The 15,027-nt window shown below is 75.7% G+C and carries 17 protein-coding genes and 1 pseudogene; 2 read left to right on the top strand and 16 right to left on the bottom strand.

The features are described 5' to 3' along the window. Window position 1: 1 nt before the first annotated feature. Window positions 2-874 (top strand): 1,4-dihydroxy-2-naphthoate polyprenyltransferase, encoded by an 873-nt coding sequence (locus CRP39_RS07030; protein WP_097205595.1) that lies wholly within the window; start codon window positions 2-4, stop codon window positions 872-874. Window positions 875-1,006: 132 nt separating this feature from the next. On the opposite strand, the gene CRP39_RS07025 is transcribed toward CRP39_RS07030, so the two are convergent. From CRP39_RS07025 to CRP39_RS28315, 3 genes and pseudogenes are all read right to left on the bottom strand, one after another. Beyond that, window positions 1,007-1,324: a DUF4229 domain-containing protein gene (locus tag CRP39_RS07025; RefSeq protein WP_097205593.1), complete on the bottom strand. Its 318-nt coding sequence runs from the start codon at window positions 1,322-1,324 to the stop codon at window positions 1,007-1,009. Then, window positions 1,308-1,655 carry an Lrp/AsnC family transcriptional regulator gene (locus tag CRP39_RS07020; RefSeq protein WP_245853658.1) on the bottom strand — a complete coding sequence of 116 codons (348 nt, stop codon included), beginning with the start codon at window positions 1,653-1,655 and terminating at the stop codon, window positions 1,308-1,310. Before CRP39_RS07020 ends, CRP39_RS07025 begins: the two co-directional genes overlap by 17 nt. Window positions 1,656-1,673: 18 nt before the next feature. Next, window positions 1,674-1,724: pseudogene (locus tag CRP39_RS28315) on the bottom strand (hypothetical protein); the annotation flags it as partial. Between the two features lie 93 nt (window positions 1,725-1,817). Here CRP39_RS28315 and CRP39_RS07015 point away from each other — a divergent pair. Next, window positions 1,818-2,072 carry a hypothetical protein gene (locus tag CRP39_RS07015; protein WP_245853657.1) on the top strand — a complete coding sequence of 85 codons (255 nt, stop codon included), beginning with the start codon at window positions 1,818-1,820 and terminating at the stop codon, window positions 2,070-2,072. Between the two features lie 120 nt (window positions 2,073-2,192). On the opposite strand, the gene CRP39_RS07010 is transcribed toward CRP39_RS07015, so the two are convergent. From CRP39_RS07010 to CRP39_RS06950, 13 genes are all read right to left on the bottom strand, one after another. Next, window positions 2,193-2,465: a hypothetical protein gene (locus CRP39_RS07010; protein WP_097205590.1), complete on the bottom strand. Its 273-nt coding sequence runs from the start codon at window positions 2,463-2,465 to the stop codon at window positions 2,193-2,195. Between the two features lie 116 nt (window positions 2,466-2,581). Then, window positions 2,582-3,529, bottom strand: coding sequence for a c-type cytochrome biogenesis protein CcsB (gene ccsB, locus CRP39_RS07005; protein ID WP_097205588.1), 948 nt, complete (start codon window positions 3,527-3,529; stop codon window positions 2,582-2,584). Next, a complete protein-coding gene (resB, locus tag CRP39_RS07000; RefSeq protein WP_097205586.1) occupies window positions 3,519-5,195 on the bottom strand; it encodes a cytochrome c biogenesis protein ResB in 1,677 nt (558 codons plus the stop codon). The genes ccsB and resB overlap by 11 nt, the downstream gene beginning before the upstream one ends. Before the next feature lie 103 nt (window positions 5,196-5,298). Then, complete coding sequence (locus tag CRP39_RS06995; RefSeq protein WP_097205584.1) at window positions 5,299-6,156, bottom strand: cytochrome c biogenesis CcdA family protein; 858 nt, start codon at window positions 6,154-6,156, stop codon at window positions 5,299-5,301. Then, a complete protein-coding gene (locus tag CRP39_RS06990) occupies window positions 6,156-6,776 on the bottom strand; it encodes a TlpA family protein disulfide reductase (protein ID WP_097205582.1) in 621 nt (206 codons plus the stop codon). Before CRP39_RS06990 ends, CRP39_RS06995 begins: the two co-directional genes overlap by 1 nt. Next, window positions 6,773-7,423 carry a histidine phosphatase family protein gene (locus CRP39_RS06985; protein WP_097205580.1) on the bottom strand — a complete coding sequence of 217 codons (651 nt, stop codon included), beginning with the start codon at window positions 7,421-7,423 and terminating at the stop codon, window positions 6,773-6,775. The genes CRP39_RS06990 and CRP39_RS06985 overlap by 4 nt, the downstream gene beginning before the upstream one ends. Beyond that, window positions 7,423-8,796 (bottom strand): glutamate-1-semialdehyde 2,1-aminomutase, encoded by a 1,374-nt coding sequence (gene hemL / locus CRP39_RS06980; protein ID WP_097205578.1) that lies wholly within the window; start codon window positions 8,794-8,796, stop codon window positions 7,423-7,425. The genes CRP39_RS06985 and hemL overlap by 1 nt, the downstream gene beginning before the upstream one ends. Next, on the bottom strand, window positions 8,793-9,308 hold the full coding sequence (locus tag CRP39_RS06975; RefSeq protein WP_097205576.1) for a hypothetical protein: 516 nt from the start codon (window positions 9,306-9,308) through the stop codon (window positions 8,793-8,795). The genes hemL and CRP39_RS06975 overlap by 4 nt, the downstream gene beginning before the upstream one ends. Beyond that, on the bottom strand, window positions 9,308-10,315 hold the full coding sequence (hemB, locus tag CRP39_RS06970) for a porphobilinogen synthase (protein WP_097205574.1): 1,008 nt from the start codon (window positions 10,313-10,315) through the stop codon (window positions 9,308-9,310). Before hemB ends, CRP39_RS06975 begins: the two co-directional genes overlap by 1 nt. Further along, window positions 10,312-11,859: a bifunctional uroporphyrinogen-III C-methyltransferase/uroporphyrinogen-III synthase gene (locus tag CRP39_RS06965; RefSeq protein WP_097205572.1), complete on the bottom strand. Its 1,548-nt coding sequence runs from the start codon at window positions 11,857-11,859 to the stop codon at window positions 10,312-10,314. The genes hemB and CRP39_RS06965 overlap by 4 nt, the downstream gene beginning before the upstream one ends. 148 nt (window positions 11,860-12,007) lie before the next feature. After that, window positions 12,008-12,991: a hydroxymethylbilane synthase gene (hemC, locus tag CRP39_RS06960; protein WP_245853656.1), complete on the bottom strand. Its 984-nt coding sequence runs from the start codon at window positions 12,989-12,991 to the stop codon at window positions 12,008-12,010. Next, a complete protein-coding gene (locus CRP39_RS06955) occupies window positions 12,988-14,349 on the bottom strand; it encodes a glutamyl-tRNA reductase (protein WP_097205570.1) in 1,362 nt (453 codons plus the stop codon). Before CRP39_RS06955 ends, hemC begins: the two co-directional genes overlap by 4 nt. Beyond that, the gene (locus CRP39_RS06950; protein ID WP_097205568.1) at window positions 14,346-15,005 is read right to left on the bottom strand and encodes a redox-sensing transcriptional repressor Rex; all 660 of its coding nucleotides are present in this window, start codon (window positions 15,003-15,005) and stop codon (window positions 14,346-14,348) included. Before CRP39_RS06950 ends, CRP39_RS06955 begins: the two co-directional genes overlap by 4 nt. Window positions 15,006-15,027: the final 22 nt, after the last annotated feature.

Below are 15,027 nucleotides of genomic sequence, written 5' to 3'. Positions count from 1 at the left end.
GATGGCCACCCCCGTCCAGTGGCTGGCCGGTGCCCGCCCGCGCACCCTGCCCGCCGCCGTGTCCCCCGTGTTGGTCGGCTCCGGTGTCGCCGCGGCCCTGGACGGCTTCCGGCTCGGCCCGGCGCTCCTGGCACTGGTCGTGGCGCTGGCCCTGCAGGTGGCGGTCAACTACGCCAACGACTACTCCGACGGGACCCGCGGCACCGACACCGTGCGGGTGGGGCCGATGCGGCTGGTCGGCTCGGGAGCGGCCACCCCGCGGCAGGTCCTCCTCGCGGCGGCGCTGTCCTTCGCCGTCGCCGGGGTGGCCGGGCTGGCGCTGGCGGCGCTGTCGAGCTGGTGGCTGGTCGTGGTCGGCGCGGTCTGCATCGTCGCGGCCTGGACCTACACCGGCGGGCCGATCCCCTACGGCTACCGGGCGCTCGGGGAGGTGTTCGTCTTCGTCTTCTTCGGTCCGGTCGCCGTCGTCGGGACGACGTTCGCGCAGACCCGCTCGGTGGAGGCGCTGGCCGTCGCGGCGTCGGTGCCGGTCGGTCTGCTGATCGTGGCGCTGCTGGTCGTCAACAACCTGCGCGACATCGAGGGCGACGCCGCCGTCGGCAAGCGGACGCTGGCCGTGCTGATGGGCGAGCGCGGCACCCGCATCGCGTTCGCGGCGCTGCCGGCGGTGGCCTTCGCCGTCGTGGCGGCGATCGGGGTCGTCCGGCCGTGGGCGCTGCTCGGGCTGCTCGCCGTCCCGCTGGCCGTGCCGCCGGTGCGCACGGTGCTCTCCGGTGGGCGCGGGCCGGCGCTCATCGGCGCCCTCGGCGGCACCGGCCGGCTCACCCTGGTCACCGGCGTCCTGCTGGGCGCCGGTCTCGCGCTCAGCGGCTGAGGCCCCCTGTCCCCACCCTGCCGCCGTGCCCGCGGGCCTGCTCGGCGGCCGGTTCGGCCCTGTCCGGGACGACCTGGTCGCCGCCGACGGCACGGCGCAGTGGGTGATCGGGACCGTCGTCGCGGGGCTCGGTCAGCTCTCGTCGCCGGCGAGCCGGGCGTCGACGTCCCGCTTGGCCTGCTTGCGGGCCAGGCTGCGCGCGGCCAGCCCCTCGGTCAGCCGCTCCCGCGACGGGCGCAGCAGCAGGTAGGACACCGGCATCGACAGCAGCAGGCCGAAGAGCGCGCCGGACCAGAGGTCCAGGCCGACCCACCACAGCAGCAGCACCAGGGCCGCGGCGATGGCCAACCGGCCGACGGTGTAGACGACCAGCCAGGGCACGATCCTCGGCGGCGCCGCCGGCCCACCCGTCGGCGCCCCCGGCACCGTCGGTTCAGCGTTCTCGGCCATGGCGGCCCTCCCACTTGGTACTCAGGACGACGGTCGTCCGGGTGCGTGCGACGCCCCGGATCCTGTTCAACGCACTGATGGTGGCCTCCAGTGCCGGGATGTCCGTCACGCGGATCTTCAGCACGTAGCCCTCGGCACCGGCGACCCGCCAGCAGTCCTCGACCTCGGGCATGGCGCGCAGCGCCTCCTCGATGCCGGTGTCGTCGACCGAGTCGCTCTCGATGACGCTGATCAGCGCCGTGACGTCCAGACCCACGGCCCCGGGGTCGACGACCGCCCGGTACCCGAGGACCACCCCCGCGGCCTCCAGCTTGCCGACGCGCTCGTGCACGGCCGGTGCGGACAGGCCCACCTGGCGGGCGAGCTCGGCGTAGCTGGCCCGCCCGTTGGCGCTGAGCAGGTCGATCAGCTGCCGGTCGACGGCGTCGATGGCGCTCTCCCCTCGTGCGGCGCTCCACTGCCGCGGTCGAGTATCGCCGCGGACGTACTGTGGGTGGCAGTCGGGCTGGACTCGGTGGAGGGGGAGATCGTCATGGCGTTCCTGGTGGTGCTGGTCCTGGTGGTCGCCGTGACGGTCCTCGTCATGCGCTCGAGTGCGCAGAGCGGCCCAGGTGGGGGTGGGCGCCCCGCGATGCGGCCGCGTCCGCGGCCGACCCGCAGCGGCCCGCCGCTGGCTCCCGACGACGACCCGGAGTTCCTGCGCGAGCTCGAGCGCCGCACCCGCCGGGACGACGGCTCCCCGGCCTAGCAGCGCGGCGGCGCCGGTCCCGTCCCGAGCCTGCGAGGGGCGAGGAGGACGGGCGGCCCGCTGCAGGGTCCCGCCGCGAGCCGGCGGGGGGCAGAGGGCCTTCCTCAGGCGGCTCGGACCTCAGGCGGCTCGGAAGAACCGCCGCCAGCCGCGCGGGCGGGCCGGCTGCTCCGCCGCCCCGCCGGCCTGACGGGCCGGCTCGGCCGACATGCCACCGGGCCAGCCCAGGCCCTCGTGCGTCGTCGACTCGCCGGGCCAGCCCAGTTCGCTCTCCGTCGAGTCGGCGCGCAGGTCCCCGTGCCGGGCGGCCGGCAGGCCCGCGGGCCGCCGCGCCAGTGCCGCCGCGACGACGGGGTGCACCACGGCGTCGTCGGCGGCGGAGTGCCTACCCACGGCGGACCGCCGAGTTCAGCGTCATGCGCGCATGGAAGCACGCGCCGGTGGGCCGCGTCACGCTGCCGGGCACCGGAGCGGCGAACGTGTCCTCCCGAGGAGGGACCTGACCGGCCTCAGCTGACCCCGGCGTAGCTGTGCAGGCCGGTGGAGACCATGTTCACGTAGAGCAGGTTGAACACCATCACGACCAGCCCGATCACGTTGACCCACGCCGAAGGGCGGCCCCGCCAGCCGGCCGTCGTCCGGGCGTGCAGGTAGCCGGCGTACACGACCCAGGCGATGAACGCCCAGGTCTCCTTCGGGTCCCAGCCCCAGAAGCGGCCCCAGGCGCTCTCGGCCCAGATGGCCCCGGCGATGACCGCGAAGGTCCAGATCGGGAAGCCGAAGACGGCGGTGCGGTGCGCGATCCGGTCCAGCGTCGCCGCGCCGGGCAGCCGCGAGAGCACCGAGCTGCCGGCGTCGTCCCCACGGGCGTCGTGCCGGACGCGCAGGAGGTACAGGACGCTGGCGATCCCGCTGACGAAGAAGATGCCGAACCCGATGATCGCGGTGCTGACGTGGACGGCGAGCCAACTCGACCGCAGCGCGGCGACCAGCGGACCGGCCTCCGCGTACAGGAACAGCCCGATCGCGACGAGGCTCAGCACGACCGGAGCCAGCACGAAGGCGCCGATGTCGCGCACCGCGGGGGTCCGGACGGCGAGCACGAGGAACGCGACCACGCCCACGAGGACGACGGCGGTGGCGAACTCGTACATGTTGCCCCAGGGCAGCCGCCCGGCGGCGAGCCCGCGGGTGAGCAGGACCCCGGTGTGCACCAGTGCGCCGAGGACGGTGACGCCGAGCCCGATCAGGCCCCAGCGCGCGGTGGACGGCGTCTCGACCGGGGCCACGCCGTCCCCGGTCCCCCCGCCGGCGCCGGCGCCGACCAGCTGGCGGGCGGCGGGGCGGCGGCCGAAGGCCAGCTGCGCGGAGAAGGCGACGACGGCCACCGAGTAGAGCGCGACGGCGATGGAGAACAGGGTGTCCGACAGGTCGGCCAGCGACTGGTCAACGGTCACGCGGGGGAGCCTCCGGTTCCGGTGCGGCCCCGACGGACGACGGGGCGGGGGGCTGGGTGGAACGGGCGTCGAGCGCGGTGCGCAGCCGGTCGGTGAGCTCGGCGAAGCGGGCGGCGCTCTCGCCACCGCCGCGGGTCAGCGAGCCGACCGTGAGCACGGTACCGCCGCTGCCCGGGTCGGGGCCGACGCGGGCGAAGAAGCGCTCCCGGCGGAGCAGCAGCAGGGCGAGCAGGCCGAGCAGCAGGCTGATGGCCGACACCAGCACCCACACCTGCCCGGGGTCGTGGGAGAACTGCAGCGCGGCGAACTGGGCGTAGCCGTCGAAGGTGATGGCGGTGCCGTCGTCGAGGGTGAGGGACTCGCCGACGGCGAGGTTGGCGCGGCCGGCCTCGGCGAGCCGGCCGCGCTCGACCTGGCTCTGGTCCAGCGAGTACACCGACTGCGGCAGCCCCGAGTCCAGCCCCAGGTAGCCCCGGTAGGCGATGATCGCCACCTGGGGGCTCAGCGGCCGGGGGTCGATCGAGGTCAGGATGCCGCCCTGCAGCACGCCGGTCGGGGCGAAGAACCCCTCGAGAGCGAGCTGGTCGTCGGTGCCGGCGCCCAGGTCGGGCAGCTTGAGCGCGCCCTGGCTGGCCATCGTCGCCTGGTCCGCGGGCAGGAACGGCGCCGAGACGCCCTCGAAGACCCGGCCGTCGGGGAGGGCGACGGTGAACCGCGGGCTGTAGCCGTGGCCGGTCACGTAGACCCGGTCGCCGTCGACGCGCAGCGGGTCGTTGACGCCGATCGTCGTGGACCGGCCGTCCTCGCCGGGCGCGCCGTACGTGATGTCGGCGGTGTAGGAGGAGGCCGTGAGGTCCTCCTCGTACTCGGCGCGGAAGTCCTCGAGGTCCACGCACAGCGGGGTGAGGTCGGCGCCCTCGACCAGTGGGCCGGAGGAGTAGGTGTCGTACTGCTGGAAGGAGTTGCAGAACCCCTGGCCCTCGGTGACCAGGATGCTGCCCTCGTAGCCCCAGAGCTTGCCGCCGGCCAGGCCGAGCAGCAGGGCGACCAGGGAGAGGTGGAACAGGATGTTCCCGGTCTCCTTCCAGAAGCCCTTCTCCGCCGACAGCTCCATGCCGCTGGACCCGGCGGAGTCGGCGGGGCCGGCTCCGGGCTCCCGGCGGACCACGCGGAACCGCTGGACGCGCAGCTCCTCCTCGACGACGTCGAGCGCGGCCGGCCCGGCCAGGGGGGTGGTCAGCTCCGCGGAGTCGGGCAGCCGCAGCAGCCGGCGCGGGGCCGGGGGCGGGGCGGCGCGCAGCGCGCGGACGTGCTCGACCAGCCGCGGGACGACGCAGCCGATCAGCGAGACGAACAGCAACAGGTAGACCGCGGCGAACCACGGCGAGCTGAAGACGTCGAACAGGTAGAGCCGGTCCAGCCACGGCGCGAGGGCGGGGTGGTCGGCGAAGTACTGGGTGACGTTGTTCTGGCTGAGCGAGCGCTGCGGCAGCAACGACCCGGGGATCGCGGCCAGCGCCAGCAGGAGCAGCAGGATGATCGCCGTCCGCATGGCGGTGAGCCGGCGCCACCAGCGCAGCCACAGGTCGAGCACGCGCCGGCCGAGCGAGGGGCGGGCGGGCGGCTGCGGCGCCGCATCGGGCCGCGGCGGGGCCACGGTGCTCATGGTCGGCCTCCGGGCTCGTTCCGTTCCTCGCTCGCCGGCCCCCGCACGCGGGAGGTGCCCCCAGCCGGCGGCGCTGCTCGCTCCCCCGTCGTCGTCGTGGCACTCACAGGGCCGACTCCCCGAAGCCGGTGGTCGCCAGCCACGACCGCAGCCAGCCCATCATCTCCGTCCACGCCCCGGTGACCAGCAGGACGCCGACCACCACCAGCAGCGCGCCCCCGACCCGGGTGACGGTGCGCGCGTGCCGGCGCAGGAAGGACGTCGCCCCGAGGGCCCAGCGGGCGCCGAGGGCGACCAGCACGAACGGGACCCCGAGGCCGAGGCAGTACGCGATGCCGAGGAACGCGCCGCGGCCGGCGGTCGCCTCGACGTAGGCGAGGGAGTTCACCGCGGCGAGCGTCGGCCCGAGGCACGGCGTCCAGCCGAGGCCGAAGACGATGCCCAGCAGCGGCGCACCGGCCAGCCCGGCGACCGGGCGGGCCGACAGGCGGGCGGTGCGCTGGAGGAACGGCAGCCAGCCGAGGAAGGCCAGCCCCATGACGATGGTGACGACGCCGAAGACGCGGGTGAGCACGTCGGCGTGCTGCAGCAGCAGCCGGCCCAGGCCGCCGAACGCCGCACCGAACGCGACGAAGACTGCGGTGAAGCCGAGCACGAACAGCAGCGCGCCCAGCACCATCCGGCCGCGGGGAGCGCGGTCGTCGACCGCCACGTCGACCGCCACGTCCTCCGCGACCATGGCGCCCTGACCACCGGCGGAGCCCGCAGGCCGGTCGCGGCGCCGTGATCGCGAGGGGCTGGGTGCTCCCACCCCGGCCAGGCCGGTGACGTAGGACAGGTACCCGGGCACCAGCGGCAGGACGCAGGGCGAGGCGAAGCTGACCAGCCCGACCAGGGCGGCGACGGCGGCGGCGACGAGCAGCGGGCCGTCGGTGACCAGACCGCCGAGGGTCTCCCCCATCAGCCCTCCTCCCCCAGCAGCAGGTCGAGCACGGCCCGCAGGTCCTCCTGGGCGACCTCACCGGTGTAGACGGCGGCCACCCGGCCGTCGCGGTCGAGCACGATGGTCGACGGGATGGCGTTGGCCGGGTAGTCCCGGAACGCCAGCGCCACCTCGCCGCGCGGGTCGTAGAGCGACGGGAACTCGATGCCCTCGCTGTCGACGAACGCCTGCGCGAACTGCTCGCTGGTCTCCTTGACGTTCAGCCCGAGGAACGCGACGCCCCGGTCGCGGACGTCGGCGTAGACCTCCTGGAACTGCGGCGTCTCCACCCGGCAGGGTGGGCACCACGAGCCCCAGAAGTTGAGCACCGCGACGTCCCCGGCCAGCTCGGTGGAGGTGAAGTCGCCACCGCCGAGGAGGGTGCCGGAGAAGTCGGGTGCGGCGGCGCGCTCGGCCTCCGGGATGACCTCCCCTGCCGGGGTGCCGGCGACGAACCGGAACTGTCCGCCGTTGTTCACGTCGACCGCGGAGGAGCCGGTGGAGCAGCCCGCGAGCACCACCGCGCCCAGCAGCACGCCGAGCAGCCGCCCGCGGGGACGCGGAGCGCCGGCGGGGCGTCCACGGAGGGAGTACCTCATGCCCCGGGCACCGCGTCGGGGTCGGTGGCGCCGGCGGGCTCGGCGTAGGAGAGCCCCACGAAGCGGTCCCCGTCGTAGGTCAGCGAGGTGACGCTGGCCAGGCCGCACTGCCGGCGCCGCGGGTCGTGCACGTAGCGGCGTCCCTCCAGGTGCAGGCGCAGCGTCCAGACGGGCAGCTGGTGGCTGACGCAGACCGCGGCCGACCCGCGGGCGGCGTCGCGCGCGGCCTCCACCGCGGCGACCATGCGGGCGGCGATCTCCACGTAGGGCTCGCCCCACGAGGGCCGGAACGGGTTGCGCAGCTTCCACCAGTGCTGGGGCCGGCGCAGGGCGCCGTCCCCGACGCCGACCCGCAGCCCCTCGAAGGCGTTGCCCGCCTCGATGAGCCGCTCGTCGATCGTCACCGGCAGGTCGAGGGCCGCGGCGATCGGCGCGGCGGTCTGCTGGGCGCGCTCGAGCGGGCTGGAGACGAGGTGGGTGATCGGCTGCCGGGCGGCGAACCACTCCGCGGCCGCCTGGGCCATGGCCTCGCCGGTCTCGGACAGCCGGTAGCCGGGCAGCCGGCCGTAGAGGAGCTTCTCGGGGTTGAAGACCTCCCCGTGGCGCAGCAGGTGGACGACGGTGGTCTGCCCCTGGGACGAGGCCATCAGGTGCTGACCCCGGCCGGGTCCTCGGCGGCCGGCGCCGTGCCGGGCTCCACCGCGGCGGCGGCGCGGGCGGCGGCGGGCAGCGCCTCCAGCACCCGCTCGACGGCCTCGTCGTCCAGGGCCGCGTTGACGAACCACGCCTCGAACGCCGACGGCGGCAGGTACACGCCGCGGGCCAGCATGGTGTGGAAGAAGGCGGTGTAGCGGGCGGCGTCCTGGGAGCGGGCGTCGTCGTAGTCGCGGACCTGCCGCCCGTCGGGGACGAAGAACACCGAGAACATCGAGCCGGCCTGCTGCACCCGGTGCGGGACGCCGGCGGAGAACAGGGCCGCGCTGGCCGCTCCGCGCAGGATCCCGGCCACCTCGTCGCAGCGGGCGTAGACCTCGCGGGTGCAGTGGCGCAGCGTGGCCAGGCCGGCGGCGACGGCCACCGGGTTCCCCGACAGCGTGCCCGCCTGGTAGACCGGGCCGGCCGGGGCCAGGTGCTGCATGAGGTCGGCGCGGCCACCGAACGCGGCGGCGGGCAGCCCGCCGCCCATGACCTTCCCGAAGGTGAACAGGTCGGCGTCGACCGGGTCCAGGCCGTACCAGCCCGACCGGGAGACCCGGAAGCCGGTCATGACCTCGTCGACGATCAGCAGCGCGCCGTGCGCGGCGGTGATCCGGCGCAGCTCGGCGTTGAACCCGTCCAGCGGCGGGACGACGCCCATGTTGCCCACCGCCGCCTCGGTGATGACGGCGGCGATCCGGTCGCCCCGCTCGGCGAACACGGCCTCGACCGCGGCGACGTCGTTGTAGGGCACGACGACGGTGTCGGCAGCCGCGCCGGTGGTGACGCCGGGGGTGTCGGGCAGGCCGAGGGTGGCCACGCCCGAGCCGGCCGAGGCCAGCAGCGCGTCGACGTGCCCGTGGTAGCAGCCGGCGAACTTGACCACCAGCGGGCGGCCGGTGACGCCTCGGGCCAGCCGGACCGCCGAGAGCACCGCCTCGGTGCCGGAGTTGACCAGCCGGACCTGCTCCACCGGCGCGACCCGGGCGATGATCTCCTCGGCCAGCTCCAGCTCGCCCTCGGTGGGGGCGCCGAAGGTCAGGCCGCGGCGCGCGGCGGCGATGACCGCCTCCACGACCGCCGGGTGGGCGTGGCCGAGCAGCAGCGGGCCCCAGGAGGCGACCAGGTCGACGTACCGCCGCCCGTCGGCGTCGGTGAGGTACGCCCCGGCGCCCTGCGTCATGAACCGCGGGGTGCCGCCGACGGCGCGGAAGGCGCGCACCGGGCTGTTCACCCCGCCGGGGGTGACCCGCTGACCGCGGGCGAACAGGCCGGCCGACGTGGGGGCCTCGTAGTGGTACGGCGTGGAGTCCAGCGAGGTCACGAGCCCAGTGTCCCCTTCGTCCCTGTGTGCCCCTCCGGGGTGTCCCGGACGGCGGTGAGCAGTGCGGTGGTGAGCGCGCCCGGGTCGCGGGTGGGCACGAGCACGGTGCGCCCGTCGGCGAGCCGCAGCGGCAGCCCGGCCCGCCCGCGCGGCACCGACCAGCCGCCGCCCAGCACCGGGGCGCCGGCGTCCACCCCCGCCGTCCCGGCGCCGACCGCGCGCAGGTGGGCGGCGTCGACGTCGGCCAGCAGGACGCGCTCGCGACCGACGGTGAGCGCGGGGTCGGCGCCCTCGGCGTCGACCCGGACGCCCCAGGCGCGGCGGGCCGAGAGCACCCCGGCCCCCACCACCCCCAGGACGGCGAGCAGCACCAGCGCCCAGACCGGCGAGGGCACGGCCAGGGCCGGCAGGAGCTGGTCCCCGACGACGAGGAGCCCGAGAGCCCCGGCGACCAGCCAGAACGGCCGCCAGGAGGCCCCGGGCTCGGCGTAGCCGCCCCCCGCCGGGCCCATCAGCGCAGCCAGCGGGCCGCTTCCACCGCCCAGTAGGTCAGCACGGTGCCGGCACCGGCCCGGCGGATGGCGGTGAGCGTCTCCAGGACAGCCCGCTGCCGGTCCACCCAGCCGTTGGCGGCGGCCGCCTCGACCATCGCGTACTCGCCGCTGACCTGGTACGCGCTGACCGGGACGTCGACGGAGTCGGCCACCCGCGCGACGATGTCCAGGTAGGGCAGCGCGGGCTTGACCATGACCGCGTCGGCACCCTCGGCGAGGTCCTGCGCCACCTCGCGCAGCGCCTCGTCCACGTTCGGCGGGTCCATCTGGTAGGTCGAGCGGTCGCCGAACTGCGGCGCGCCCTCGGCGGCCTCGCGGAAGGGCCCGTAGAAGCCCGAGGCGTACTTCGCGGCGTAGGCCAGGATCGGCACCTCGGTGAACGCGGCGCTGTCCAGCCCGGCGCGGATCGCCGCGACCTGCCCGTCCATCATCCCGCTGGGGGCGACCAGGTGGGCGCCGGCCTGGGCCTGGGCGATCGCCACCGCCGCGTAGCGGTCCAGGGTCGGGTCGTTGTCGACGACGAGTCCCCCGCCCTGCCCCCGGACCCCACCCCTGGCCGGCGTCACGATGCCGCAGTGCCCGTGGTCGGTGTACTCGCACAGGCAGAGGTCGGCCATGAGCACCAGCTCGTCGCCGAGGTCGGCCCGCAGCTGCTGCAGCGCGACGTTGACGATCCCGTCGGCGGCGTCGGCCTGCGAGCCCACCGGGTCCTTCTCCGACGGGATGCCGAACAGCATCAGCCCGGAGATGCCGGCCTCGGCCGCCTCGTGGGCGGCCTTGCGCAGCGAGTCCAGGGTGTGCTGGACGACGCCGGGCATCGAGCTGATCGGCACCGGCTCGGCGATGTCCTGCTTGACGAAGACCGGCAGCACGAGGTCCGCCGGGGACAGCCGCGTCTGCGCGGTCAGCCGCCGCAGGGCGGGCGTCGACCGCAGCCGACGCCCGCGCGCGAACCCGGCACTCACTTCTCGCCCCCGTCCTCCGCCTCGCGGAGGGACTCGGCGTACTCGGCCAGCGCGTCGACCAGCGGCGCGACGGCGGCGGTCTCCGGCTGGACGTCGACCCGCAGACCGAACTCCTGCGCCGTCTCGGCCGTGTGCGGACCGATCACCGCGACGACGGTCTTGGCGTGCGGCTTCCCGGCGATGCCGACCAGGTTGCGCACCGTGCTCGACGAGGTGAAGCACACCGCGTCGAAGCCGCCGCCCTTGATCGCCTCGCGCACCGCGGCGGCCGGCGGGGCGGCCCGGACGGTCCGATAGGCGGTGACGTCGTCGATCTCCCAGCCGCGCTCCTTGAGGCCGGCTGCGAGGGTCTCGGTGGCGATGTCGGCGCGGGGCAGCAGCACCCGGTCGATCGGGTCGAGGACGTCGTCGTACTCGGGGAAGTCGGCCAGCAGGCCCTCGCTGGACTGCGGCCCGGTGGGCAGCAGCTCGGGCACGATGCCGAAGTCACGGACGGCCTCGGCGGTCTGCTCACCGACGCAGGCCACCTTGACGCCGGCGAACGCGCGGGCGTCGAGGCCGAGCTCGGCGAACTTCTCCCGCACCGCCTTCACCGCGTTCACGGAGGTGAACACGATCCAGCCGTAGCGGCCGGTGACCAGGCCCTTGATGGCGCGGTCCATCTGCGCGGGGCTGCGGGGCGGCTCGACGGCGATCGTCGGGACCTCGACCGGGACGGCGCCGTAGGCCCGCAGCCGGTCGCTCATGTCGCCGGCCTGGTCCTTGGTGCGCGGCACCAGCACCCGCCAGCCGAACAGCGGCCGGCTCTCCCACCACGAGAGCTTGCCCCGCTTGTCGACGGCCGAGCCGACCGTGGCCACGACCGGGCCGGTGACGGCGTCCAGGCCGGCGGTCTTCTCCGCGACGGCGGAGAGCTTGCCGACAACGCTCTTCTGGCCGGTGCCCGAGCCACCGGTGGTGACCACGACGGGGGTCGAGCCGGACAGGCCGCCCTCGACCAGCCGCGCGGCGGCGTCGGGCAGCTCCTCGGCGTTGCCCGACAGCACCAGCGGCGCGTCCAGGCCCTTGGCGGCGGCGGCGAGCGCCGCGAGGTCCGCCTCGCCGCCGCGGAGGTCGGCGGTCAGGGCGGTGCCGCCGAGGGCGACACCGGCGAATGCCGGCACCGCGGTCACGGGGGCGACGCCGGGCACGACGTCGAAGCCGACGGAGGTGCGGCCCACGGCCAGCACCTCCTTGACCACGGCGTCGCTGGTGAAGGGGTCGCCGGCGACCAGGCGGACGACGGTGCCGCCCGCCTTGGCCGCGGCCACGGCGGCCTTGGCCACCTCGGCCGGCTCGCCGACCGCGGGGGTCAGCTCCAGCTCGGGGCGCGCCTCGCGGACGGCGTCGTGGATGGCCGGCGGGACGTCGGTGTCGACGAGGACCGTGTCGGCCTCGCGCAGCGCCGCGGTCGCCCGGGCGGTGAGCATCCCGGGATCGCCCGGTCCGGCGCCGACGAAGACGACCTTGCCGGCCGTCCCGTTCTGCTTGCGGAAGCGCGTCATCGCGTGCTCCTGTTCCTGGCCCGTGAGGGCTGGTGTGCGGGGGTCGGTGAGGCCGGGGTGGGCTGCCCGGCCGGGGTGGGGGTGCTGGGTCGTCGGGGTGGCCTCGCGAGCTCGCTCACCCCGAGGCCGCCAGACCTCGCGAGCTCGCTCACCTCGAGGCCGCCATGAGCTCGGCGGCGCCGCGGTCGATGAGCTCGGCGGCGAGCTCGCGGCCGAGCCGCTCGGCGTCGGCCGGCGGCCCGGAGATCGAGTCGCGGACGCCGTCGCTGCCGTCGAGCGCGGTCACCGAGGCGCGGAGGAACAGCTCGGGGCCGTCCTCGCCCTCGGCCAGTTCCGCGTAGGCCGCGACCGGCGCGCTGCAGCCGGCCTCGAGCGCGGCCAGGGTCGTGCGCTCGGCGACCACGCAGGCCCGGGTGGCGGCGTCGTCGAGGGCGGCGAGCAGCTCTCTGGTGCGGACGTCGTCGGCCCGGCACTCCACGGCCAGCGCGCCCTGCGCCGGAGCGGGGAGCACCTGCAGCGGGTCGAGGGTCTCGGTGATCGCCGCCAGCCGGCCCAGCCGGGTCAGCCCGGCGCGGGCCAGCACGACGGCGTCCAGATCACCCTGCGCTCCGTCGCCGCCCAGGACCCTCCCGATCCGGGTGTCGACGTTGCCCCGGATCGGCACGATCTCCAGGCCGAGCCCCAACGCCCGCAGCTGGGCGACGCGGCGGGGCGCGCCGGTGCCGACCCGCGAGCCGGACGGCAGCTCGCCGAGCGTGTGGCCGTCGCGGGCGACCAGCGCGTCGCGGGGGTCCTCCCGCGTCGGGACGGCGGCCACCACCAGACCCGGCTCGGGCGTCGTGGGGAGGTCCTTGAAGCTGTGGACGGCGATGTCGACCGCGCCCTCGAGCAGCGCCTGGCGGATCGCGGCGACGAAGACGCCCGTGCCGCCGAGCTGCGAGATCGCCGCCGAGGAGCGGTCCCCCTCGGTGCTGATGTGCACCAGCTCGACGGGGACGCCGCTGGCCGCGGTGATCGCGTCGGCGACGGTCTGGGACTGGGTGGTCGCCAGCCGGCTGGCCCGGGTGCCCAGCCGCAGCGGGGTCATCCCCGCCGTCGCCGCGGCCTCTGCGGACCTCGCGAGGTCGGTCACGACATGCCCCCGGACCCGAGCTCGTCGGGGTCGACGGTGACCGCCTCGGCCAGGTTGGTCCGCTCCGGGCCCACCTCGGCGTCGATGCCGAGGCCGAACAGGGCGCGCAGTGCGTCGGCGTAGTCCACGCCCCCGGGGGCGCTGGCCAGCTCCTTGACCCGGACCGTCGGCTCGTGCAGCAGCTTGTCCACGACGCGGCGCACCGTGCGGGCCACCTCGTGGCGGGCGCGGGCGTCGAGGCCCGGCAGCCGGCTGGACAGCCGCAGCAGCTCGGCGTCGACGACCTCGGCGGCCTGGCTGCGGAGGGCGGAGACGGTGGGGGCGACCGCCGCGGCCTGCCGCTCGGCGCGCAGCAGCGCGGTCTCGGCCTCGATGAGGGCGTGCGCCGCGGCGACGTCGTCGGCCGCGACCGGGCTCGCGGCGTGCCCGCCGCCGGCCGTCCGCTCGCCCTGCAGGAGGGCGAGGTCGACGACGTGCACGCCGGGCAGCGCCGCGACGCCGGGGTCGACGTCGCGCGGCAGGGCGAGGTCGATGACGACCAGCGGCCGGTGCTGCCGGCCGGCCATCGCCGCGGCGACGACGTCGGTGACGACCACCAGGCCGCGTGCGCCGGTGCAGGTGACCAGCACGTCGGCGGCGGCGAGCTCCTCGGGCAGCGCGGACAGCTCCGCTGCGCGCCCCTCGACGGCGGTGGCCAGCCGCTGGGCGTGCTCGGGGGTGCGGCTGCTGACGGTGACCGACGCACCGCGGCGGGCCAGCGTGGTCGCGGCCAGCGCGCCCATCGAGCCGGCACCGACGACCAGCACCGGGCGGCCGGCCAGCGGGCCGATGCGGTCCTCGGCGCGGTCGAGGGAGACCGACACCAGCGAGGCCCCGGCCCGGTCGATGCCGGTCTCGGAGTGCACCCGCTTGCCGACCCGCAGCGCCCGCTGGGCCACCGGGTGCAGCGCGCGGCCGACCGTGCCCTCCTCGCGGGCGAGGGCGTAGGCGTTGCGCAGCTGACCGAGCACCTGGGTCTCGCCCACGACCATCGAGTCCAGCCCGGCGGCCACCGTGAACAGGTGGGTGACGGCCTGCTCCTCGTAGTGCACGGTCACGTACGGCGAGAGCTCCTCGACCGTGGCCCCCGCCTGCCGGGCGAGCACCCGGCTCACCTCGGTGACACCGCCGTGGAAGCGCTCGACCTCGGCGAAGACCTCGACCCGGTTGCAGGTGGCGAGCACGATCGCCTCGCTGACGTGGTCGGTCCCGACCAGCTCGTGCAGCGCCTTGACGGTGTCGTCGGTGCCCATCGCGAACTGCTCGAGCAGGGCGACGGGTGCATTCTGGTGGCTGACGCCGACCGCCAGCAGACTCATGCCAGCACCTCCACGGGTGCGGCCGCCCGTTGCTGGCCGAGGAAGGCGAGGACCTGCAGCTCGACGGACAGGTCGACCTGACGGACGTCGACCCCTGCGGGCGCGGACAGTGCCACCGGTGCGAAGTTCAAGATGCTCCTCACCCCGGCTGCGGTCAGCCGGTCGCAGACCGACTGGGCGACCTCGGCCGGTGTCGCGATGACCCCGATGGTGGCCGCCGTCGCGGCGACCACCTCGTCGAGCTGCTCCATGGGACGGACCGCCTGCCCGCCGACCGCCACGCCCACCCGGGCCGGGTCGGCGTCGAACAGGCCGATGAACCGGAACCCGCGGCTGCCGAAGCCGGCGTAGTCGGCCAGTGCCGCGCCGAGGTTGCCGATCCCGACGAGGACGCAGGCCCGGGATCGTTCGACACCGAGCACCCCGGCGATGCGGTCGCGCAGGGTGGCCACCTCGTAGCCCACACCGCGGACGCCGCAGGGACCCAGGTGGGAGAGGTCCTTGCGCAGGCCGGCGGGGTTGACGCCGGCCGCGGAGGCCAGCTCTCCCGAGGAGACGTTGCTGCGACCGCCGTCCGCCAGGCCGGTGAGGACCCTCAGGTAGACGGCGAGGCGAGCGACGGTGGCCTCCGGGATCCGGGGCCGCTGGTGGGACACGGGCCTCTACTCCACAGCAGTC

The organism is Geodermatophilus sabuli (genome assembly GCF_900215145.1).
Lineage (GTDB): Bacteria > Actinomycetota > Actinomycetes > Mycobacteriales > Geodermatophilaceae > Geodermatophilus > Geodermatophilus sabuli.
The sequence above is the reverse complement of the archived record's forward strand: the minus strand, read 5'-3'. Positions and strand labels throughout refer to the sequence as shown.